Consider the following 21,190-nt stretch of genomic DNA (forward strand, 5'->3'; position numbering starts at 1 on the left):
TTGCTACCTATATATCCATGGAATCCATCTATCAGCAGCAGCTCGGCCCCGATTTTCAGAAGCTCCACCCGCGCATTCAGGAGCGCCTAGCTTTTGCCAGTGAGCACCAACGGGCATTCATTGGCGAGGGCACCATGGAGCGGGTGTGGCACGGCCCATTTTACACGCAACCTTTCCTGCGGGTGGGCCTGATGCGCAATATTATGTTTCCGGAGGCGGGCCAGAACATTCCCTTCCGCATTGAAAACTACGCCTACGTTGACCCGCTCGGGCGCGAAACCGTGACCTGGATCCGGCGCTTTCAGTTTCCTAAACACACCCGCTGCTTCGATGCCACCATGATTAGGAGCCAGCAGCGCAACCGCATTGTAGACTACCTCGGCACCCACCAGCACCTAGCCGTAGATATTGACCTGGCCGTAACGGAGCGAGGTGGCCTACAGCTGCGGTCGGGGGAACAACGCTTCTACGAAGGCCTCCTGAACTTCCGGTTTCCCATGCTTTTCTCGGGGTTGGCGGAGGTAGAGGAATGGTACGATGACGACGCCGGCTGCTACCGCATTCAGGTGGAGGTCAGCAACAAACTTTTTGGCAAGCTCTTCGGATACCACGGCTCCTTCCAGCCCCGGTGGGAGACGGTGGCACCCACGGCTATTCCAGAATACGCGCTACCCCGCCGCCACGAGCGGCGCGAATAGCTTTCAGTTTCTGCCTGCTATGCTTGTGGCAGCTCCGCTAGTCTACGTGTTTTCTATCAGCTAACTGCTACGCTTATGAAGTCTACCGCCACCTCCGCCCACTTACAACTCACAACCGGCCAGCGGTACGTGGAGCTGGCACGCCCCTGGACCCTGGCGGCGCTGTACATAGGCCTAGCCGCGGTGGGCTGGTGGTGGCTGGCGGTGCCGGTGGCCGTAGCGGTGTGCCTGGCGGCATTCGTGCAAATGCACGATGCCATGCACAATGCCCTAGGCCTGTCTAAGCCAGTTAATGAGCGTATTCTTACACTTAGCGGGCTGTTGATCTTGAAAAGTGGCCATGCCCTGCAAGTCACTCACTTGCGGCACCACGGCCGCTGCCTCACCGAAGACGACCCCGAAGGAGCACCGGCCAACTGGAAGTTTTCTCGGGTGCTCTGGCAAGGCCCCTGGCATATTCTGATGCTTCGCCGCGAGTCATTGCGCATTGCTCCCAATACCCGTCGTATTCAGCTGCTCGAAACAGCTTTTACAGTGCTTCTACTGGCGGCATTCGTAGCGTTGCATTTCCTGACGGGCTCCGTTGTAGGCCTGGTCTATTGGGGGGTGGCATTCTTCATGAGTGCTACCATGCCCATCTGGGCTTCATACATCCCACACCACGTGGCCTCCCGTAACCCAGCAGCGCGGGCAGCTGCAGCGGTGGCCCAGGTCTGGACGCCGGTAGTGTCGTCGTTTGCCTTCCACCACGTGCACCATCATTACCCGCGCGTACCCACGGCCCTACTGCACCGGGCTGCCGCGGAGCTACCGCCCCCGCCAGAAGAGCACCACCACTAGAGCTTAGCGGCTTAGAACCGGTATTGCTACTCCCTGCTCACACCTTGGCCATCTAGCACAGCCTCAGCCTGGGCAATATGGCGCTGCATGTGCACTACCAATAGTTCTAGCGCATCGGTAAGGCGAGGCAGCAACAGCGGAATAATAGGATTGGGAATGCGGATGGCGTTGGCATTGACGCCGCGAGTCTGATCGATCAGGCCGTTTAGTTCATCAAGCTGGCGGCTGAACACCTCTAGTACCGTACGGGGCAAGCGGAACCCGCTAGGCGCATACTGCTGCGGCGACTTCATGGCCTTCTCTGTGGCGGGCACCCGCATAGATTCGGTCATTCTCTTGCCAATAAACCCGTGCGCCACCATTTCGGCAGGCTTTGAGCCGCGCTCCTGAGCAGCTTTTATTTTCTTGCTGATGACGGGCAAGTACAACCCGCCCACAATGTTGAGGTGCTCCAAGCACTGGCCTACGCTCCATTTGCCCGGTCCCGGACCGCGGTTAAGCTGGTCGTCGGTGAGGGGCCGAAAACGCCGGTCTACTGTTTCGCGCACCTGGCGCAGGTCAGCAGCCAGAGAATCCAGAAACTCAGTAGTACGACGGGTGGTGGCAGACATGGCGGAGTTGATAAGTAAGCGAATTGCAGATGTAATGATACGCGCCCGGCGTGGTTTAGCCAACGGCCCGGCTACTGGTACGCATAAATTGCTCATGAGTAAAGCCCTTGCACCAGCCAAACGGGCAGCTCATGGCCTAGTAACGCATACGTACCGGCAAATATGATTATCAACCGGCTTTATCACGTATTTCCCCAGACTTAACTCCGCATTAAGCTTATATTAGCCAAGCTATTGGAGGGCGCAATGCCAGCTCCCTGCCCTGTATCTATAAGTCGACTTATTCTCTTATTCTAATGACCGCGCCGCGCACTGCCCGCCCTAAACCTGCTTCCTCTCGGGCCCGCAAACGCACTTTATTCAGTCCGCTCCAGGTAGCTCTTCGGCGTCATTTCGGTTTTTCTCGGCGGGAAACCTCGGGGTTTATCGTGCTGCTCTTGCTTATGGTGCTGCTCCTCTGGCTACCTGAGCTGCTGCGGCCGGCACTGCCGCAGTATAACCCAGTTTCTGATCAAGCTCGCCTCAATGCTTGGGCCGCTGAGTTGGCAGCACAACGGCAGCCTCGCCGTTATCCGTCGCGCTACCCGCGCCGAGAGTATGCAGCACGGCCTACCGTGCCTCAGGTTACGCTTGCCCCCTTTAACCCTAACCAACTCACTGAACTAGACTGGCAGGCGCGTGGGTTGCCAGCCTTTATTGCGCGGCGGTTGGTGCACTACCGTGATGTTATTGGTGGCTTCAAGGCGAAGGAACAGATCAAGCGGACTTATGGCCTCTCCGATTCTTTGTACAGCCGGTTGGCCCCTTTTATGCAACTGCCGGAGTTGTTACCCGCCCGCGGAGCCCGGCAGTACGCGAATGGCACAAGTGGCCTAGACTCACGTTTCCCCAAATATTCTGCAGCCACTTCTGGCTTTACCCGCAAGCCTACGCACTTGGCAGCTTTTGACCTGAACCTGGCTGACACCACTCAGCTTATGCAGATACGGGGGATTGGGCGCGGCTACGCCCGGCGGGTGGTGGAGTACCGGCAGCGGCTGGGTGGCTTCACGCAGGAAGAGCAGTTAGGCGAAATTTACAGTCTCCGCGATGCCCCTGATCTTGTTGACAGCCTGCGTAAATACACGTTTGTGGGAGCTGCCTTTGCGCCGTCCGCAGTCAATATAAATACTGAGCCATTCGAGGTACTACAGGCGCACCCTTACATTGGCAAGCGCCTGGCCCGCGTGGTAGTGGCCTACCGGCAGCAGCACGGCCCTTTCCGGCAGCCTGCTGATCTGCGGCAGATTCGAATCATCGATGAGGCTACTGTAGAAAAGCTGCGGCCTTACCTGCGGTTCGACTAACGCACACAAGGCCGCAATGTAAGGGGCTACAAAGAGGCTATAACCAGGGGCTTCTACCCTACCGCTACTTTACTTGGTTTTCACGGCCAGCGAAACACCCATACCACCGCCGGGCATGTACGTGGGCACCAGAAGCAGCTTTTCTCCTACATGCCCCGGCAGCAAATGCGCTGCCACCGGATACAAGTGCCAAACTGCCTCCGCCGACAGCACCCCAATGCTGGCCCCAGCTAGCACATCTGTAATCCAATGCCGGTTGTTGAGCATGCGCATGGCCCCAGTGGCCGTGGCAATACTATAACCTCCTACTGCTACCCACGGCCGGGTACGGCCAAATTGCTCATACAGCAATGTGGCTGTCATAAAGGCTTCTGCCGTGTGCGCCGAGGGGAAAGAGCTAAAGTCCAGAGCATTATCTGGGCGCTTGGTATGGCTGACATTCTTCAGATTACTGACTACCCCGGTGCTTAGTGCGTGCGAGAGACCATAAATAATGGTGAAGGGCACAACGCCGCGTGCACCTTTCATGCCGCCAGCATACAGCCCGTAGGCCACTACAATGGGTACGTGCCGGCTGTAGTCATCGAGGCTGGTATGGAAATGGGGGAAAGCTTCATGCGTTTCCTCCCCTACCTCTTCCTTAATTTCATCCAGCACGTTCTCGTTACGGCTGATGTAGCCAAGGCCAATGAGGCCGACGGGAATAGCTGTATGCCAAACCGCGGGCTTTTTCATCCAAGAAACTAGCCCTGGTCGGGCAGTTGCTACCGACACTGAGTCGGGGGCCGACGGGACAGAAACCTGGGCCATAAGGGGCTGACTGGCCAGCAGGGTCAGGAGCAATAAAACAGAAGCCAAACGCATTCCTAAGAGGTAATTACGGCGGAGGGATGGCTAACAAGATACTCGCTTAAAAAGTCCCGATACGTACCCTTCCCGCAAAAAAGCCGTAATTACCGGCGGCCACCTGTTTTTGCTCGGCCTATCTTGTTCGTAAAGCGCTGAGCAAGCAGCCTGTTTCCTGCCTATGTTGTTCCTGCTTCGCGATAAACTCTTCCCCATTTTCGTCTTTTTGCAATCGGTGGTCTGTGGGTGTAGTCCCGATAAGGGCCGTGGTGAGTTTAAGCTAGTGCAGCAGGCCTACGATGTTCAGCGGATAGGACGCCTGAATCGGCAGCAGGTGGCGGAGAGCTCCGGGCTGGAAATAGCCGATCCGGAAGGTGACCTCTGGACCCACGCCGACGGAGGCAATTCGTCTCGGCTCTACAAAGTCACTCCCCAAGGCGACCTGCTGCAAACGCTAGACTTGGCGCCCTTGATCAATATTGATTGGGAAGACCTTACCCAGGACGATGAAAAGCGCCTGTACATTGGCGACTTCGGCAATAACCAAAACAAGCGCCGCAACCTGCGCATTTACCGGCTCAGCGGCCCTGATTTAAAGCAGGTTGATACTATCCGTTTTGAGTATGCCGACCAGCGGAAATTTCCGCCGCGCAAACCCGACCGCAACTTCGATTGCGAGGCTTTTTACTATTATCAGGATAGTCTCTATCTCTTTACCAAAAACCGCGGCGCAGGCCAATGGGTAAAGGAGTACGTGCTGCCGGCTCAGCCAGGCCACCACACCGCTCGCCTGGCCGATAGTCTTAAGATCAACACTTGGATTACCTCCGCCGACATTAGCCCTAATGGGCGGCAGGTGGCACTGCTAGGCTACGGCCACGTGTACATGATTGAGCGCTTGCCTGGCCGCCGCCTCTTCGACGGCCTGAAAACCTGCCTACCCATTCCTTCCACGGGCCAAGCCGAGGCCATCGTGTTTACCAGCAACCAGGAGTTCATTCTCAGCAATGAGAAGGGCCGCATCTACCACGCCAAGAAAAAAGACTAAGCCCAATCACGCAAAAGCGCCGCCTACTATCTAGTAGGCGGCGCTTTTGCGTGATTGGGCTTAGCACCTATTCTGGTTTAGGCGTAGCAGACTCATCATGAGACTCGGCCCGGCGCGGCGCGGAGCCATAATCTGGCGACTCTTGCTGGCTATTTCGGTCACCGGCTGCGCCACCGTAGTTCTGCGCAGCATCCTGCTTGTCGTAGTCGCCCCGCGAGGGCGAGCCCGGTTGGCCGCTGTTGTTGGCAGAGTCATACTCATCGTTGTAGGAGCCTCCCTTAGAGCCAAAGCCTTTTTGGTCGCTGCCTTGGGCGCTGGAGCCAGTAGCATTATAGCCGCTACGCGTGCCACCGGTGTTACTGGTGCCAGCTTCTTGGTCGCCGTTTGCTGGGCCGGTAGCACCGCGGCCGGTATCTAGCCCAGCCGGGCCTTGCTCCGGGTGGCCGGGGCGGTAGTCTTCCGACTGGTTACGTTGCTGGGCATCGGGCTGAGCGGCGGCAGTACCGTTTTGCGTTCCGCCCCCTAAGGAAGAAGTGCCATAGTTTTCGCTATATCCTGAGTCTAGGCCTTTAGGAGCGGCATTATCGTTGGCGAAACCAGGGCTCACTGCAGAGTTTTCTTGGATGATGGCCGGGTCCACTTCGGCGCCATAGCGGCTGCCCATGGGTTCATGAAAGCCAGCTGGCTTCTGCTCTCGCTCGCCGTCGTAGCCCGTTGTGGCACCGGGTGTATTTAGCGTACCGGCGTAGGTTTCAGCGCCCCGGCTCAGTTCATTGCCGTAGCCGCCCTGGGTTACCCCCTGCGTTGCTTGCCGCCCAAACTCACCCCGGCTGGGGCTTTGCAGCTCATTTTCTTCGTGATTCCGGTCGTTTGCAAATGGCTGCTGGCCAGTGGTATTCGCCGGTGTCTGAAGATTATGCGGATTAGCGTCCTGATTAGGGCGCTCATCCTGGTTCTGATTATCCGTTAGGCCACCCTGGCCTACGCTCGTTTCGGAGGCGGCCAACGACTCGCTAGCGGCGGCGGGGTTCTGGTTCGGGGAAGTAGGTTGCTCTGGCATGGGAGAGTGTCATATCAAGTAGGATGCGTAAATTCATACGCACTGCCGCGCTATGTGTTCCTTTCTCTCCCCCGCCGTGTTTCCGTAGTTTGGAAATACCCCTTAGTTTTACCGCATTCTTTCACCCACAATTTTTAACACCTGCTATGAAAACTGGCAAAGTGAAATTTTTTAACGAATCGAAAGGCTATGGTTTCATCGTACAGGATGAAAATGGCCAGGAGATTTTCGTACACCAAACCGGTCTGATTCACGAAATCCGCGAGAATGACCGCGTTTCCTTCGACATCATCGACGGCAAGAAAGGTCAGAATGCTGTTAAAGTAGAGCGCATCTAGCCTTTCCCACACCGGCCCGCCTATTGCCTGCTCCAGCTTCTGCCCCTCGGCAGTAGGCTGGAGCAGTTTTTTATGGCCTAGCCAGCTCGCATCATAGGCTAAATAGCAAGCCCCCGGCAGCAGGTAGTGGTCGATACCTGCCGCCGGGGGCTTGCTGTGTAATAGTCGCCGAGCCTATTTCTTAGCGTCGGTATGCTTAGCTACTCGTACGCCCACGGCCATGATATTCGGCAGTTGATCTTGGCGCATGTACTGCTCTAGCATGATTTTATACGGACCAGTTTGAGAGAAGTGCTGGTTAGGCAGGGCCAGAAACTGGTGGTCGTAAATGTCGCCGGTACCATTGCCGCGCGGCTCACCGGTCTGAGGGTCCATCAGCAGCATTTGGTGCAGCAGCCGCGAGATAGACTTCCCGTCGGGGCCCGTAAGGGTGTGCTTCACATAGAGATTATAGTACTCGTAGTTTGAGGCATTGCGCACATTGAAGTACACATCATACCGCAATGTTGTATCGGGTATCTCAAACTCAAATGTGGGTTTCTCTTGCACCGCCCACACGTACGGCACGCCCGAAGGTGATTTCAGGTCGGTATTCTTTTCATACACCTGACCTGAATCGCAGGCAGTAAGCACCAACAGGCCTAGCAAGCCCAGTATGGGCATCAGACGAAAAACAGCGCGCATAGCTTACGAGGCTGGGGTTGGAGGAGTAGCACCGCCCTCTGACGAGCGACCTGGCCTAGAGCCCCGCCGCGAGTTATGCCGACGGCGCTCATTGCCACCGGGCTCACCGGCAGCCCGCGGCGCGTCAGAACCCGCCTCCGGTGCAGCGCCACGCGGTGTCCGACCTTCAGCATTACGCGGGTTGCGGCCTTCTCCGGCTGGGGTATCTCCTTCGGCTCCGGCACGCCCAGCATCATTGCGCTTGCCTTCGCCGCGGCCCCGGCCCCGGCGGTTGAGTGGCCGCGCCGCCGCACCACGAGGCCGGCGAACTTCACCAGCCGGGGTGTCCGACGTTTCGGCGGGGGCCTGAGGGTCTAGCACCGATGGATCGGCGGGAACCACTTTACCCGTGACGGGGCGGCCAGTTTTGGGGGCAGCTGGCGCAGTAGCGGCTGGCGCAGACTTATCCTTTTGCTTCTTGCGTTTGCTGCGCTTAGAGCCTTTGATTTTATCGTCGAGGCGCTCCAGGGAGCCTTCTACAATAGCCGTTACCTCGGGCGCTTTTTCCTCTTCCCGCACGGGTGGGAGCAGGCTTTCGGGTTTTTCACCGCGTTTGTTCATTTCCTGCACCTCGCGCACGCGCTCAGTGGGCAGCACCACCCAGTTATTGTCGCCGCGTACGGCAAACCACATCTTCCGCTTGAAAATGTCAGTCTTCTGGAGCACGTAGTCGCCTTTTTCCGTGAGCAACGGGCGCTGCACCTGCGGAATGTCCTTCAGGGCATCGAGGTACGTATCCAGCTCGTAGTTGAGGCAGCACTTGAGGCGCCCGCACTGGCCAGAGAGCTTGGCGGGATTAAGGCTGAGGTTTTGGTAACGCGCCGCCGTAGTGCTTACGCTTTTAAAATCAGTGAGCCAAGTAGAGCAGCACAGTTCCCGCCCGCAGGAGCCAATGCCACCTAAGCGGCCCGCTTCATGACGCAGGGAAATCTGGCGCATCTCTACGCGCACCCGAAATTCATCGGCGAGGCGCTTGATCAGGTCGCGGAAGTCAACGCGGTCTTCAGCAGAGTAGAAGAACGTGGCGCGGGTACGGTCGGCCTGGTACTCTACATCGGAGAGCTTCATTTTGAGCCGCAGCTCATCTACCACCGAACGGGCCCGAAACATGGTACCGGTTTCCAGGTCACGCACGGCATTCCAGCGCTCCACGTCCTGGTCGGTAGCTACCCGCAGAATGCCACGGATGTCTTTGGAGTCAAGTGGCACCTTCTTTTTCTTCATCTGTAGGCGCACCAACTCACCTTTGAGCGAGACGTGGCCTAGGTGCCAACCATTGCTGGCGGCTTCTACTACCACGGCGTCGCCCGTGATAAGGGGCAAGCGACTGGTATTGCGGAAGAAGTCTTTGCGGCCGCCTTTGAAGCGGATTTCTACTATGTCGAATTCTTTAAAGTCGCTGGGCAGGTCGAGGTCCTGAAGCCAGTCGAATACATTAAGGCGGGTACAGCCGCTACTACAGCTGCCTTTCGAGCCGCAGCCCTTGGCAGATGTAGTGGAGCAGCCTCCACCGGAGGAGCAGGAAGTGCAAGCCACGGCTTGTAGAATCTATAGGTAAGGCGGAGGAAAGGAGTCCGCACGAAAATGGTCTTGTACAAAGATACAGATTTAGGCGGCGCAAGGCCGGCTAGGGCTATTAGCCACCCTTGTGCGCAAAACTCTGCCCTTTGTCGCTGCTTCCAAGTTAAGGCAGCAGCCTTAAACGGTGGCATAGTAGTGGAAGGTTTCACGGTCTTCTATTTTTCTCAAAATAGAAAAGTTCAAATTCCCACCTGTAGACTTCCTGTTTTATTTCATACACATCTATTAATATTAGTATATAATTTTGGCAAAATAGACCCGCTCATTTTGACAAGTCATTAATATATCCCTACCTTTTCATCGATCTTTTCACTAACCACAACCAAAACACATGAAAAATTCAAGAGTACTCACCCCCCTTGCGCTGTTTGCGGCGGCAGCTTTCTCACTGGCATCGTGCCAGGAAAAAGCCAATGTTGAGGTCAAGAACGAAGTGTCTGAAACCACCATTGGTCAAATCAAAGCACTTGGCTTCTCAGCCGCTGAAGCGCGCCTAGTTGACGGTGGCGTAATGGTAGAAGGTGACATTATGCTCACCAACGACATGCTCGCCAGCAAGCCCGATTACAAGGTGATGCGCGTAGGTGAAGATGAGCAGTACCGCACCACCAATTTGGTAACGGGCCTGCCCCGCACTATCACGGTACGCGTATCTACTACCTTGCCCTCAGCATATGTTACGGCGGCTGATGAGGCTATCCGTCGGTACAATGCGCAAAACCTACAGCTGCGCTTCTCGCGTGTGACGTCGGGCGGTAGCATCGTTCTGACCAAGGCTCCAACTGGCTCTTCGTATCTAGCTTCGGCAGGCTTCCCCTCGGGCGGCAACCCCTATAACCAAGTACTGGTAAACTCCGATGCTCTGGGCACCAGCTACGCTACTACCACCATTGCCTCGGTATTGGCTCACGAAATTGGCCACTGCATTGGCTTCCGTCACACCGACTACATGAGCCGTCAGTATAGCTGCGGTGGTTCGGCTGTAAACGAAGGTGCTAGCACGGTAGGCGCTATCCTGATTCCTGGTACTCCTTCGGGCCCAGATCCGAACTCCTGGATGCTGGCTTGCATCGGCACTGGCGTAGACCGTCCGTTCAATGCCAACGACCGCACAGCGCTTAGCTACTTGTACTAAGCGCTAGGCCAGCAGTGGCCTGTTAGCTTAGCAAAAGCCCCCAGCTCATTGGAGCTGGGGGCTTTTTTGGTGTTTATAGAGCGGCTGACTACGTGCTAGTTATTAGTCACCGAAGCCGGAGCTAGTTGATTTCTTTGCTACTGCCCAACCAACCTATCATAGTGGCTGGGCAGCTTAATGCAGCGCCCTACAAGACTAAGATACGGCGCGTCTGCTCGGGCCTGGCGCCTGCACTTATGCGCAGCAAGAACGCTCCCTTGCCCACCATGGGCAGCACTATGGAGTTGATGGCCCCATCGGCGGAAGCCTCCCCCCGGAAGCGCCCGAGCATATCATACACCCGCACCCGAATTGGCTCCCCTTTCGGACCAACTACCGTTAGGGGCTCGCCTTGCGCCACGGGCACCGGATAAACCAACACATCTGTTTTGCGAACAAAAAAGGCTTCTTCGAGGGCGCTATAATAGATACGACCCGTTTGCGCCTCTACGCGCACCCGATACTCGGCCCGACCAGACACTGGAGCTTGATCAATCAGAATTGAACTCAGCGCTGGCGCTATTGTCTGGACTACCCGGAAAGAGCCATCTGGCTCGCGGCGTTCAAGCTGCACGGTCTTTAACCGATATGTGGTGCCTAGCTGCAACTGAAACTGCACCGTATCGGAAACCAGCTGCCGGGGTATGAATGACCGGATGTAGCAGCCGTAGGCCTCCTGCGTGATGTCGGGGGTACTGCCTCGCTCCCCTACTTTGCCTCGCACAATGGGAGCCACGGAGTAGTAGCGCTGGGCGGCTTCGGCTGGCGTCAGGAACAGAACCGTATCGGATACCAGCCGGAAGGGCTCTAGCTGAGTAGCGCCCAACCTGTATACCTGGTATTGGGTGGCCCCTGGTACTCGTGCCCAAGTCAGCAGCGTTTCCTCGGGACAGGCATAGCCTACTTGTAGCGCCAGTGGCCTAGCTACCAAAAAAGTGTCAGATTCATAGGCGGCGGTGCCAGTACGCATGCGCACCTGCATGGGTGCCGTGGTGTCGGGGGTGGTCCAGAGGAAGTACTGTTGCCCAAGGCTGACCGCTGGGCTCAGCACTTGCCATTGGCTTCGGCCAACTGCACGATACTCTAATTGGGCAGTTGTGGCGGGGCCCAGCCATTGCCAGCGTAACAGAGCCGGGGCGCCCGCTGGCAGGTTGCGCGCGGCAGTGGGCTGCGTCCAGGTAAAGCCTTGCCCATACTCGTAGGCCACACTAAAGGCTTGGGGACCTTGCACAATTTGGTAGCCCCGCACGTGCAGTTCGTACGCGCCAGGCGCCGGAACATCTAGTGTTATTTGCTCAGCGTTGTTGAGGTGATCAGGGCGCCTTTGGGCCGGGAGCTTTAATGAATCAAGGTGCGGATAGGCGCTTAACGTCCAGGGCAACCAGCGCTGCCCATTGGTGGGGCGCACCAACGTTAGGTCGAGGTCGTTGAGCAGGGCGCGGGGAGCATTGGCAGCGGCTTCGGGGTCGGCCCACACCAGCGTAACTTTCAGTTGCTGGGCTCCGGGGGGTACTGTAAGTGGTATTACCTGCTCTTGCCCCTGGCCTACGCTGCCCTGCGAAAACCTGTTTTCCAGAATTGTTTGCACAGCGCCCAAGGCATCGGCCTGCCCGTAGCCCGACTCAAAATCTACGGCTGGCCGACCGGTGTCATCGGCACTATTCAGCAGAGCGGCCTTCACCAGCGTGGCCGGTGGCACGGCTCCGTGCTGGTCTCGGTAAGCCTGCTGCACCAGCAAACTGATTCCCGAAACCAGCGCGGCGGCCTCCGAGGAGCCGCCGTCGCCGTAGGCCACTAGCTCGGGTTTTACGCGCCCGTCGTAGGCGGGGCCGCGGGAGCTGAGCGGAGCTACCTGGCCTAGCGCATCGGTAGCCCCTACCAGCAGCACGTTTTTGGCCATCTTAAACTGGCCCGTCAGGTTAGCTATGCCCGGCAGATTAGCGTATGGGCCTGCAGTGCTGGTTTGGTTGCCGGAGTTACCAGACGAGAATACGTGGAGCAGCGCCGGGTATTGGCGGGTTTGCTCATCGTAGGCTTTGGCTTCCAGGCCGTAGTAATTTTCAATACCTACACCATAGGAGTGGTTCTGTACGGTCACTCCTTGCTGTGCTAGTAGAGCGCCATCGTCTGGCAGTAAATTTTCATAGTCTGACTGCGCAATGCGCGCCTGCCACGCCGCTCCTTTGCCATTGGGCGAAGAGTTGCCGCCCCCCGCAATCAAAGTGGCCATGATAGTAGAGTGAGACGACTGAAGAACCGCCCGTGGGTCAGGATTTATCAGCCGCCCCCTGAAATCGATATCCTGAATATCTAGCGGGTTCTCTTTCACCGACACGGTTAGGCCACTACCCGTCAGTTGCGGATAGCGGCTATGCACGGGACTGACCTTGTTGGCGGCGAAATCAGCACCGTTAAGCTGGCGCTCATCGTGGGCCTTGCGGTTGGCTGTATCCACAAACTGCACCCAGCGGCAGCCAGCCAGCACTGCGGGGCTAGCTCCCTGTACACGCACTATTCTCGGTTGCCGAGGCTCCGCTATTGCGATAGCACCCGGCTGCTCCTGGGCCAGCCATTTTTGGAAAGCGGCAACATCAGTTACGCTTACGCGCACAGTTTGCACGGCACGCCCTGCCGAAATTCCTGGGGCAAGACGGCGGGCTCCTACCAACTCTGGTGCTGTATTCTGGGCCTTACTGGTGCTTGACACCCAATTAATAGCTGCTCCTAAAGCCGTTGCAAATAGAAAACGACGGACAAGCCGGCAGGCCGGGAGAGCAGCAGACATAGCAGGAGTTTGGTTGTGATGAAGGTAGGACGGCGCGGTAGGAGACCCGAAGCCCTCCTTTTCAAATGTAGGGATAAATACCCTGGTGCTTAATATCTCTCCTTCTGCCTAGGGCACAAAAAAGGGCCGACCAAAGGCCAGCCCTTTTTTCAATGAGCGAAGCCCTTACTCACGGCTTCAGCACCACTTTTACGCAGTTGTCTTTCTTATTGCGGAAGATGTCGTACCCATGCGCGGCTTCGGCCAGCGGCATCCGGTGAGTGATAATATCATCGAGGACTACTTTGCCCTCTATTACGTACTGCAGCAGCTTATCGATATGCTTTTGGGCCGGAGCCTGACCACCCCGGATGGTGATACCCTTATCGAAGAACTGATGAATAGGGAAGTTATCAAACGGGGAGCTATATACGCCCAGCACCGATACGATACCGCCACGCCGCACGGCGCTCATGCAGGCCTCAAGCACTTTGGGAGAGCCTTTTTCAAAGTTCAACACGGCTTTGGCCCGGTCTAGTAGGTCCCGATCGGGCTCGAAGCCTACGCACTCTACGCACACATCAGCGCCACGGCCGCCGCTCATGTCCCGGATTTGCTCAACCGTAGACTTGGCATCTTCCCAGCGTATGGTTTCTGAGTAGGTAGAGGCTTTGGCTTTATCCAGCCGGTACTGCAGCGTATCAATAATAATTACGCGGGCAGCGCCACGCAGCCACGCCGACTTAGCGGCCATTACACCCACCGGACCGGCGCCAAAAATGGCCACAATCTCGCCGCCTTTCACCTCACCCCATTCGATACCGGAGTATCCAGTGGGGAAAATGTCCGTCAGGAACAGGGCCTGCTCATCGGTTAAAGAATCTGGAATTACGCGCGGGCCAAAATCAGCGTAAGGCACGCGCACATACTCGGCCTGGCCGCCGTTGTAGCCACCGTATATGTCAGTATAGCCAAAGAGGGCGCCACCTTTTTCGGTCATTAGGCCACCTTCGGGCCCATAGTGCTCGGGGTTGGAGTTCTCACAGTGCCCCGGCAGTTGATGATTACAGAAGTAGCAAGTACCGCAGGCAATGGGAAAAGGTACTACTACCCGGTCGCCTACTTTCAGCTTGCCGCCTACTCCTTTGCCTACTTCCTCCACAATACCCATAAACTCGTGGCCTAGCACCATTGGGCGGGGCTGCGGAATGCTACCGTTGTAGATGTGCAAGTCGGAGCCGCAAATGGCGGTGCTGGTAACGCGGATGATGGCGTCGCGGGCGTCTTCAATTTTGGGGTCGTCCACGGTGTCGACGCGCACGTCTTTCATCCCGTGATACACGAGTGCTTTCATAACTTGGTTGTAGGAGTTGTGGAGTGAAAAGGACAGCGGGCCGGTAGGCTTACACTCCTAACGGTCCAGCTGAACAGGGGTTATGGATGAGCTTACTCATTCTCCCACTCCTACTTAGCTATATGGGCAACAACTCCCCGGCTAGCTGCTGCCTGGGGCAGAGCTAGATGGTGTACCAGTACAGTACCCTCCACCTACTGGCCTAGAGGCGGTACACTTGTAGGCCAGTGGCAGTTAGCACGTAGGCATACTGCTCACCTACCAAAACCTGCCGCACCTCTATAGGTTGCGCGACGGGCAGTGCCAACCTACGCTCGGCCAGAGTGTAGAGGTGAAAGAAATGTACGCCGTCAGCGGCCAAGTAATACAGTTCATCACCCCGGAAACCTAGAGTAGTCAATCCAGGGAAAGGCAGCTTCTTTCGATAATTACCCAGATTATCCAACACATAGACCCCATTCTTATTATCAACCAGGTAGAGGTTGTTCTGGTACTCGCGCAGAAATCTGAAGTCGGGGCGGCTGCGCCCGATGAGCAAGTCTAGTGGCGTGGTAATGGTAAACCGGCCGGAAGTTGCATCCAGTTGCCGCAGCGTCAGGTCCGATTCGTTCAGCAGCCAATACCGGTCGTCGGGGGCTAGCGTAGCGGTGCGCACCATCCCATCGAAATAGTCCAGTAGCGAGAGTTTACTGATGGGTGCCAAGAAACGGTCGAGCAGCACCAGCTCTTGTCGGTCATCGTAAAAGACCAAAATTTTAGTGGTGTTCCAGGCCTCCAGCTGGGCCGTGTGCCCAGGCAACGGCGGCGAATACACATTAAGCGCCTGCCCGTCGGGCCCGTACTGGTGCACATTATTCTGCGAGTCAGTAACGTAGAGGTTCCCCCGCCGGTCGAGGGAAGCGGGGCCTGGCTTGGCTAAGGCCACAGTGCGCACAAGCTGCCACGTGCCGGGAGTAGTCGGTTTGGTATCTGTGGGTACCGTCACTACAGGTGAGGCCTGGGCGGCGGGAGCCACCGAGCCTGCCGCCGGAGCAGTAGTTTGGGCCTGAGCAGGAAGTAGCAGCGCAAAGCTGGCAGCAATACCTAGCAGGCCAGTAGTCAGCTGCCCAACCTTGTGGCTAGGCCACTTCTCGCTCTTAGCTTTTAATTTCTTCGGCTTCAAAATGCCGCAGCGCCAGTTCAGTGCCATCGTATTGGCCATAGGAGCAATAATTGACCCATTCGCCGAGGTTAAGATAGCGACTACCGGGGCCTACGACCACATCAAGCGGCAAATGCCGGTGCCCAAAGATGTAGTACTCGTGGTGGAAGGCCCTTTCTAGCTCCCGACAGTACTGTAACAGCCACTCGTCTTCGCCAAAGTATTTGCTATCGGCTTCCCCATTTTGCAGGCGACTGTGCTGGCTCCAACGATTGGCAATGCCAATGCCCAAGTTAGGATGCAGGCGGGCAAACAGCCATTGGGCGAGCGGCGAGGCAAACACCCGCTTCAATACTTTATAGGTATGGTCGCCGGGGCCTAGGCCATCACCGTGCCCAATATGAAACTGGTGCCCTCCAATGCGCTGGCTCACGGGGTGCCGATAAATTGGAATGCCCAACTCCTTAGTGAAGTAGTCAAACATCCACATATCATGGTTGCCAGTGAAGAAAATCACCGGAATACCCGCATCGGTAAGCTCGGCCAACTTTCCCTGCAATCGAATAAAGCCGCGCGGAATGGCGTGCTTGTATTCAAACCAGAAGTCGAAAATATCGCCCAGCAAATAGATGGCTGCGGCATCCTGAGCGGCCATGCTTAGCCACCGCACAATGCGCCGCTCCCGCTCCAGGGAGCGGGCGGCATCGGGGGCTCCGAGATGGAAGTCAGAGGCAAAATATACTTTGCGGCCCGGAGGCAGCGCGAGGTCAGGTAGTTGCGGCGGGCGCGTCATCCAGCAAAAACAACACAATGCTGCGCGGGCCATGGGCTCCGAGTACCAGCGTTTTTTCAATATCAGCCGTCCGGCTCGGCCCCGTGGTCAGGGAAATCATGGAGGGTATCCGGTCGGGGCCGTACTTCTGCTGCACCAGCTTCAGGGCATCGCCAATATCAGGCACTACCTGCGAGGTGCGGGCCAGCACCAGATGCTGATCGGGATAGATGCTCAGCCGGCGGCCACTGCTGCTCGCCCCACTAACCAGAATACTCCCGGTGCGTGCCACGAGGGCTTCGCAGGAGGTTAGGCCAGCATCAGCATGCGCCAAAAACTCGGTTTCGTCCCCTTGGAATACTATGTTTCCATCATGCAGGAGTTTCTTCAGTTCGGGCTCCCATACAAACAGCCGCTCCAGTTCTTTCTCCTTTTTATAGGCGAATAGCTGATCGTAAAAGTGCTCTTCCGACTCGCAGTAGTAAAACAGACCACCCACCCGCACAAAGTTTTTCGCGAAGTCGATGGCCAAATCTTCCTCGGATACTGGCCTAGGATGTAGCGCAGCGCTGAAGTCGGGCCGAGCGGGTTGCTCTGCCGGCTTCTGCAACGCCTCACGAATGCGGCGCAGGATTATGTCGCGAGAGGTATCGGCCATACCACAAAGGTAGCAGTTGAGCGATAGAAGCCGCGCACTACGTGTTACCATGTCTTTCTGCTAATAGCTGTGGGCCAGTTTGCGTATCTTCGTTAAAACCTTCTTTCTTTTAACAATGCTACTACAACGATTGTATTCACTCACATGCTTGAGCCTTGTAGCCCTCAGCTTATCGAGTTGTAAGGATAATAACCCTATGCCAAGCCCGGTTGTACAAGGTCTACAAAATGTTATAGTTTCCATCTCTATGAAAGGTTTTGCTCAGTCTACAACTACTGGCAGCTTTGGAATAGCCGAAACACAAGCTGAAGCCGAAGCGAAATCCGGTAATGAGCTAACTGGAACTATCACTTGGGCTGAAACATCTGGAGGTAAGCAATCCAAATCATTTACTCTACTCAACCGAGTAAAAGGTGAAAAGCTTTGGGTATATGTCACAGCTGATAAAGCACTCACCACAGGCCAAACTATCACGCTAAATGTCCCTATTTCTCAGAGTGTAACACTTACTCCTGGCTCACCTAACGACATGATAGTAACTCAAATTACTGTAGAATAACCAAGCTTATTATAGGTTTATAGATACCACGATAAGTCAAGAATACTGTATTGCTTTTCTTAACCACAGGCAAATAAAAAGGCCTGCTAAATACAGCAGGCCTTTTTATTAATCTGAATTAATCGACTACATCGGTGTCACGGCACTGCCGCTAGGCTCCGTGGTGCTCGTTGAATCATTTGGGCCATCGATACCTGGCAGATTCAAATCTGGCAAGTCATTGCCCAGCGGAACACCAGGGTGCTCCTGCTTCCGCTCGCTCAAGGTTTCGCTACGGTCGGTGCCAGCCATGTGGGCCTGATAGGTAGTCTGGCTGTCGAACGGACGAGGGCCAACTAAGCGAACCAAGTCATCCTGTTGCAGAATTTCCTTTTCCAGTAGCTCTTTGGCTATTACCTCCAGCTCGTGGCGACGCTCCGTGAGCAATTCCTTCGTGCGGATGTAAGCTCCTTCGATGATGCCACGTACCTCCTCGTCAATCATCTGCGAAGTAGCTTCTGAATAGGGCTTCGAGAAACCATACTCATTCTGCCCTTTCGAGTCGTAGTACGAGATGTTACCTAGCTTATTATTCATGCCGTACATCGTCACGATGCTGTAGGCCATCTTAGTGATGCGCTCCAGGTCGCTCAGTGCTCCGGTCGAAATTTTACCGAACACCAGCTCTTCGGCGGCGCGGCCACCCAGCGTCATGCACATTTCGTCCATGAGCTGCTCGGTGTTGTACAGGAACTGCTCGCGGGGCAGGTACTGGGCGTAACCCAACGCCGCTACGCCACGAGGCACGATGCTCACCTTCACCAATGGGTCGGCGTGCTCCAGGAACCAGCCAGCAATAGCATGACCGGCTTCGTGGTAGGCCACAATTCTCTTCTCACCGGGGCTGATGATCTTGTTCTTCTTCTCTAAGCCACCGATCACACGGTCAACGGCATCGGTGAAGTCGAGCATGGTTACCATCTTCTTGTCGCGGCGCGCGGCAATGAGGGCAGCCTCGTTGCAGACGTTGGCAATTTCAGCGCCAGCAAAGCCAGGAGTTTGAGCAGCCAACTTCTTCGCTTCTACGTCGGGAGCCAAGGTTAGTGGCTTCAAGTGTACGTTGAAGATCTGCGTGCGACCGTTAATGTCAGGCTTATCAATAGAGATCTGACGGTCGAAACGGCCGGGGCGCAGCAGGGCCGAGTCTAGGGTATCGGGCCGGTTGGTTGCAGCCAGGATGATGACCCCAGAGTCGGTGCCGAAACCATCCATTTCTACCAGCAGGGAGTTCAGCGTGTTCTCACGCTCATCGTTGCCACCGGGTACGTTGCCACGCGAACGGCTCCGACCAATAGCATCAATCTCGTCGATGAAGATAATGCAGGGCGCCTTGGCTTTGGCCTGCTTGAACAGGTCACGCACCCGAGCAGCACCTACACCCACGAACATCTCAACGAAGTCGGAACCCGACAGCGAGAAGAACGGCACATCAGCTTCACCAGCTACTGCTTTAGCCAGCAAGGTTTTACCCGTACCGGGAGGACCTACCAGCAGGGCACCTTTCGGAATCTTACCACCCAGGATCGTGAACTTAGAAGGGTTCTTCAGGAACTCTACAATCTCTTGTACTTCTTCCTTAGCCTCCTCTAGGCCAGCTACATCCTTGAAGGTAATCTTCACTTTATCGCCGCCTTCAAACAAAGCAGCGCGCGACTTACCAATGTTGAATATCTGACCACCCGGTCCGCCAGCACCACTCATGCGGCGCATCAGGAACCAGAAACCTACGAACAGCAAGAGCATAAAGCCCCAGGTAGTGACATAGTCACCATAGCTGGTTTCATCGGCTACGCGCAGGCCTACTTGCCGGTCAGCGGGTAAGGTCGACTGTAGCTTATCCAGGTCAGCTTTGAACGTTTTACCATCTACCACCCGGAATCCAAACTGAGGGCCGGGGTCATTGGCGGTAGTAAGCGGACCACGAGACACAAGCTTCTGCTTGTATTCAGGCTTGGCTAACGCCTCGCGCTTTAGCGTGACTTTCACTTGGCGGTCATTGACCAGCGACACGTCAGCTACGTCGCCAGCAGTCAGCATCTGCTCAAAATCCCGCTGTTTAATTTCTATCAGGGTAGTGCTGCGGTTGAGGTAGATCATCCCCAGGATGAAAACTACCAGCCCCGTCAGCACCCACAGCTGCATTCCGGGCCGTGGCGCGGGGTTAGGCAGCATGGGTTTTTTCTTTTTAGGGCTTGTATCAGGCATGAATAGGAGTTACTAAAGCGAAAAACAAAAGCGGAACACGCCAACGCTGGGTTTGTTGGCGCAGAACCATCTCAGCTACCTAGACGCAACCAGCGGGCATTTACTTTACCGAAGCGGCAGTTTCTTCTTCCACGTAAGTGATTTCAGCATCACCCCACAGCTCCTCGAGGGCATAAAACTGCCGACGGTCGCGCAAGAATACGTGCACTACTACATCTACATAGTCAAGCAATACCCACTCACGGTTCATACGCCCCTCAGTTTGCCAGGGGTTTTGTCCGATGAGCTTCTCTACTTCTTCTTCAACTGAACGCGCAATAGCGTCAATTTGTGTATCTGAGGAAGCTGAACAGATAATAAAATAATCTGCTACAGCATTTTTTAGGTCTTTGAGGTTGAGTACCACGATATCGGATGCCTTCTTCTCTTGCATGCCGCGTACTACTACATCTGCCAACTTGTCCGAATCCTGCCGAACCAGGGTACTTTTCATGGGGTATTGTTAGGTTTGAACGTCACAAAGTACGAAAATCAGGTGGACGCTATATCCCCCCAAACTCTCTTCACGGGCCAACAGCTTGTCTGGTTGCCCGAATGTGCCTCCACAAACACGGAGGCACAACAACTGGCTGTCCAAAACCGGGCCACGGATGGCTGCTGTGTCATTACCGACAAACAGACCGCTGGCCGAGGTCAACGTGGCAACCAATGGGAAGCCGCTCCGGGGGAAAACCTGACGATGTCAGTGGTCTGGCAGCCGGCATTTCTACCAGCCGCTGATCAGTTTCAGCTAAGCCAAGCTGTTGCACTAGCCATTCACGACTGGGCAACGGCCTTGCTTGGCACCGACCCTGCGTTACGGGTCAAGTGGCCAAATGACATCTTTTACGGAAGCCAAAAGTTAGGTGGCATCCTGATTGAGAACACACTTCAGGGCCTGAAGATTCAGTATAGCATTGTAGGAATAGGATTAAATATTAACCAGCGAGAATTCGGCGTGCCAACGGCTACCTCATTGGCTAAACTAACCGGTCGCGCTTACCAATTGCCTACTGTAGCCGCGCGGCTGCTGGAAAGTTTAGAACGCCGTTATCTGCAACTCCGTTCCGGGCGCGTAGGAGCCTTACGCCATGATTATCTGCGGGTACTTTACCGTTACCAGGAGGAGCACGAGTACGAAGTAGATGGCCGCCGCGTACGTGGAATAATAGTGGGAGTAGATGAAGCTGGGCGGCTGGCACTGCATATCAATGGGCAGCTGCGCTACTTCGATTTAAAGGAAATTCGCTATGTATAATCCTATCTTAATTTTTTCCCTCTACCTTTGATAGATCCGGTAATGACAAAGTTTTCTCTATATATTAAGCCAACGATTATTTTTGGCTTAGCGTATAGTTTTTAAACCTTTTGGGCAACTTTCTGCTCTAAGTAAT

Annotated in this window: 20 protein-coding genes; 8 read left to right on the top strand and 12 right to left on the bottom strand. The window is 55.6% G+C overall.

Annotation, left to right across the window (positions count from 1 at the left end):
• Window positions 1–17 precede the first annotated feature (17 nt).
• Window positions 18–698 carry a DUF4166 domain-containing protein gene (locus EU557_RS06305; RefSeq protein ID WP_135529590.1) on the top strand — a complete coding sequence of 227 codons (681 nt, stop codon included), beginning with the start codon at window positions 18–20 and terminating at the stop codon, window positions 696–698.
• Window positions 699–773: 75 nt separating this feature from the next.
• Window positions 774–1,538 (top strand): fatty acid desaturase family protein, encoded by a 765-nt coding sequence (locus tag EU557_RS06310; RefSeq protein ID WP_135529591.1) that lies wholly within the window; start codon window positions 774–776, stop codon window positions 1,536–1,538.
• Window positions 1,539–1,564: 26 nt separating this feature from the next.
• On the opposite strand, the gene EU557_RS06315 is transcribed toward EU557_RS06310, so the two are convergent.
• Window positions 1,565–2,149, bottom strand: coding sequence for a DinB family protein (locus tag EU557_RS06315; RefSeq protein ID WP_167855105.1), 585 nt, complete (start codon window positions 2,147–2,149; stop codon window positions 1,565–1,567).
• A 296-nt stretch (window positions 2,150–2,445) separates the two neighbouring features.
• Between EU557_RS06315 and EU557_RS06320 the strand changes: the two genes are divergently transcribed.
• The gene (locus tag EU557_RS06320) at window positions 2,446–3,495 is read left to right on the top strand and encodes a ComEA family DNA-binding protein (protein ID WP_135529593.1); all 1,050 of its coding nucleotides are present in this window, start codon (window positions 2,446–2,448) and stop codon (window positions 3,493–3,495) included.
• Between the two features lie 69 nt (window positions 3,496–3,564).
• On the opposite strand, the gene EU557_RS06325 is transcribed toward EU557_RS06320, so the two are convergent.
• Complete coding sequence (locus EU557_RS06325) at window positions 3,565–4,359, bottom strand: phosphatase PAP2 family protein (protein WP_135529594.1); 795 nt, start codon at window positions 4,357–4,359, stop codon at window positions 3,565–3,567.
• Between the two features lie 163 nt (window positions 4,360–4,522).
• On the opposite strand from EU557_RS06325, the gene EU557_RS06330 reads away from it, so the two are divergent.
• Entirely contained in the window at window positions 4,523–5,389 is an 867-nt protein-coding gene (locus tag EU557_RS06330) for a hypothetical protein (protein ID WP_135529595.1), read from the top strand.
• Window positions 5,390–5,456: 67 nt separating this feature from the next.
• Here EU557_RS06330 and EU557_RS06335 read toward each other — a convergent pair whose 3' ends face one another.
• Window positions 5,457–6,449 (bottom strand): hypothetical protein, encoded by a 993-nt coding sequence (locus EU557_RS06335; RefSeq protein ID WP_135529596.1) that lies wholly within the window; start codon window positions 6,447–6,449, stop codon window positions 5,457–5,459.
• Between the two features lie 146 nt (window positions 6,450–6,595).
• Between EU557_RS06335 and EU557_RS06340 the strand changes: the two genes are divergently transcribed.
• Window positions 6,596–6,787, top strand: a complete 192-nt coding sequence (locus tag EU557_RS06340; protein WP_135431636.1) for a cold-shock protein — start codon at window positions 6,596–6,598, stop codon at window positions 6,785–6,787.
• A gap of 174 nt (window positions 6,788–6,961) precedes the next feature.
• Here EU557_RS06340 and EU557_RS06345 read toward each other — a convergent pair whose 3' ends face one another.
• Both EU557_RS06345 and EU557_RS06350 read right to left on the bottom strand, forming a co-directional pair.
• Window positions 6,962–7,471, bottom strand: coding sequence for a gliding motility lipoprotein GldH (locus EU557_RS06345; RefSeq protein WP_245326185.1), 510 nt, complete (start codon window positions 7,469–7,471; stop codon window positions 6,962–6,964).
• Window positions 7,472–7,474: 3 nt separating this feature from the next.
• Window positions 7,475–9,046 (bottom strand): PSP1 domain-containing protein, encoded by a 1,572-nt coding sequence (locus tag EU557_RS06350; RefSeq protein ID WP_210116000.1) that lies wholly within the window; start codon window positions 9,044–9,046, stop codon window positions 7,475–7,477.
• Window positions 9,047–9,422: 376 nt separating this feature from the next.
• On the opposite strand from EU557_RS06350, the gene EU557_RS06355 reads away from it, so the two are divergent.
• The gene (locus EU557_RS06355) at window positions 9,423–10,226 is read left to right on the top strand and encodes a M57 family metalloprotease (RefSeq protein ID WP_135529597.1); all 804 of its coding nucleotides are present in this window, start codon (window positions 9,423–9,425) and stop codon (window positions 10,224–10,226) included.
• A 187-nt stretch (window positions 10,227–10,413) separates the two neighbouring features.
• Here the strand turns inward: EU557_RS06355 and EU557_RS06360 are convergent, their stop codons facing one another.
• The 5 genes from EU557_RS06360 to EU557_RS06380 form a co-directional block, all read right to left on the bottom strand.
• On the bottom strand, window positions 10,414–13,050 hold the full coding sequence (locus EU557_RS06360; RefSeq protein WP_135529598.1) for a S8 family serine peptidase: 2,637 nt from the start codon (window positions 13,048–13,050) through the stop codon (window positions 10,414–10,416).
• A gap of 169 nt (window positions 13,051–13,219) precedes the next feature.
• A complete protein-coding gene (locus EU557_RS06365; protein ID WP_135529599.1) occupies window positions 13,220–14,383 on the bottom strand; it encodes a zinc-dependent alcohol dehydrogenase in 1,164 nt (387 codons plus the stop codon).
• A gap of 202 nt (window positions 14,384–14,585) precedes the next feature.
• Window positions 14,586–15,584 carry a hypothetical protein gene (locus tag EU557_RS06370; protein WP_167855106.1) on the bottom strand — a complete coding sequence of 333 codons (999 nt, stop codon included), beginning with the start codon at window positions 15,582–15,584 and terminating at the stop codon, window positions 14,586–14,588.
• Complete coding sequence (locus tag EU557_RS06375) at window positions 15,520–16,317, bottom strand: UDP-2,3-diacylglucosamine diphosphatase (protein WP_135529601.1); 798 nt, start codon at window positions 16,315–16,317, stop codon at window positions 15,520–15,522. The genes EU557_RS06370 and EU557_RS06375 overlap by 65 nt, the downstream gene beginning before the upstream one ends.
• Window positions 16,292–16,954 carry a LutC/YkgG family protein gene (locus EU557_RS06380; protein ID WP_135529602.1) on the bottom strand — a complete coding sequence of 221 codons (663 nt, stop codon included), beginning with the start codon at window positions 16,952–16,954 and terminating at the stop codon, window positions 16,292–16,294. Before EU557_RS06380 ends, EU557_RS06375 begins: the two co-directional genes overlap by 26 nt.
• Before the next feature lie 247 nt (window positions 16,955–17,201).
• On the opposite strand from EU557_RS06380, the gene EU557_RS06385 reads away from it, so the two are divergent.
• Entirely contained in the window at window positions 17,202–17,513 is a 312-nt protein-coding gene (locus EU557_RS06385; protein ID WP_135529603.1) for a hypothetical protein, read from the top strand.
• Window positions 17,514–17,639: 126 nt separating this feature from the next.
• Here EU557_RS06385 and ftsH read toward each other — a convergent pair whose 3' ends face one another.
• Window positions 17,640–19,757, bottom strand: a complete 2,118-nt coding sequence (gene ftsH, locus EU557_RS06390; RefSeq protein ID WP_135529604.1) for an ATP-dependent zinc metalloprotease FtsH — start codon at window positions 19,755–19,757, stop codon at window positions 17,640–17,642.
• Window positions 19,758–19,857: 100 nt separating this feature from the next.
• Window positions 19,858–20,250 (bottom strand): ribosome silencing factor, encoded by a 393-nt coding sequence (gene rsfS / locus EU557_RS06395; protein WP_135529605.1) that lies wholly within the window; start codon window positions 20,248–20,250, stop codon window positions 19,858–19,860.
• Between the two features lie 42 nt (window positions 20,251–20,292).
• Here rsfS and EU557_RS06400 point away from each other — a divergent pair, with 42 nt between their 5' ends.
• Window positions 20,293–21,054 (top strand): biotin--[acetyl-CoA-carboxylase] ligase, encoded by a 762-nt coding sequence (locus EU557_RS06400; RefSeq protein WP_245326186.1) that lies wholly within the window; start codon window positions 20,293–20,295, stop codon window positions 21,052–21,054.
• Window positions 21,055–21,190 lie beyond the last annotated feature (136 nt).

Source organism: Hymenobacter wooponensis (assembly GCF_004745865.1).
Classification (GTDB): Bacteria; Bacteroidota; Bacteroidia; order Cytophagales; family Hymenobacteraceae; genus Hymenobacter; species Hymenobacter wooponensis.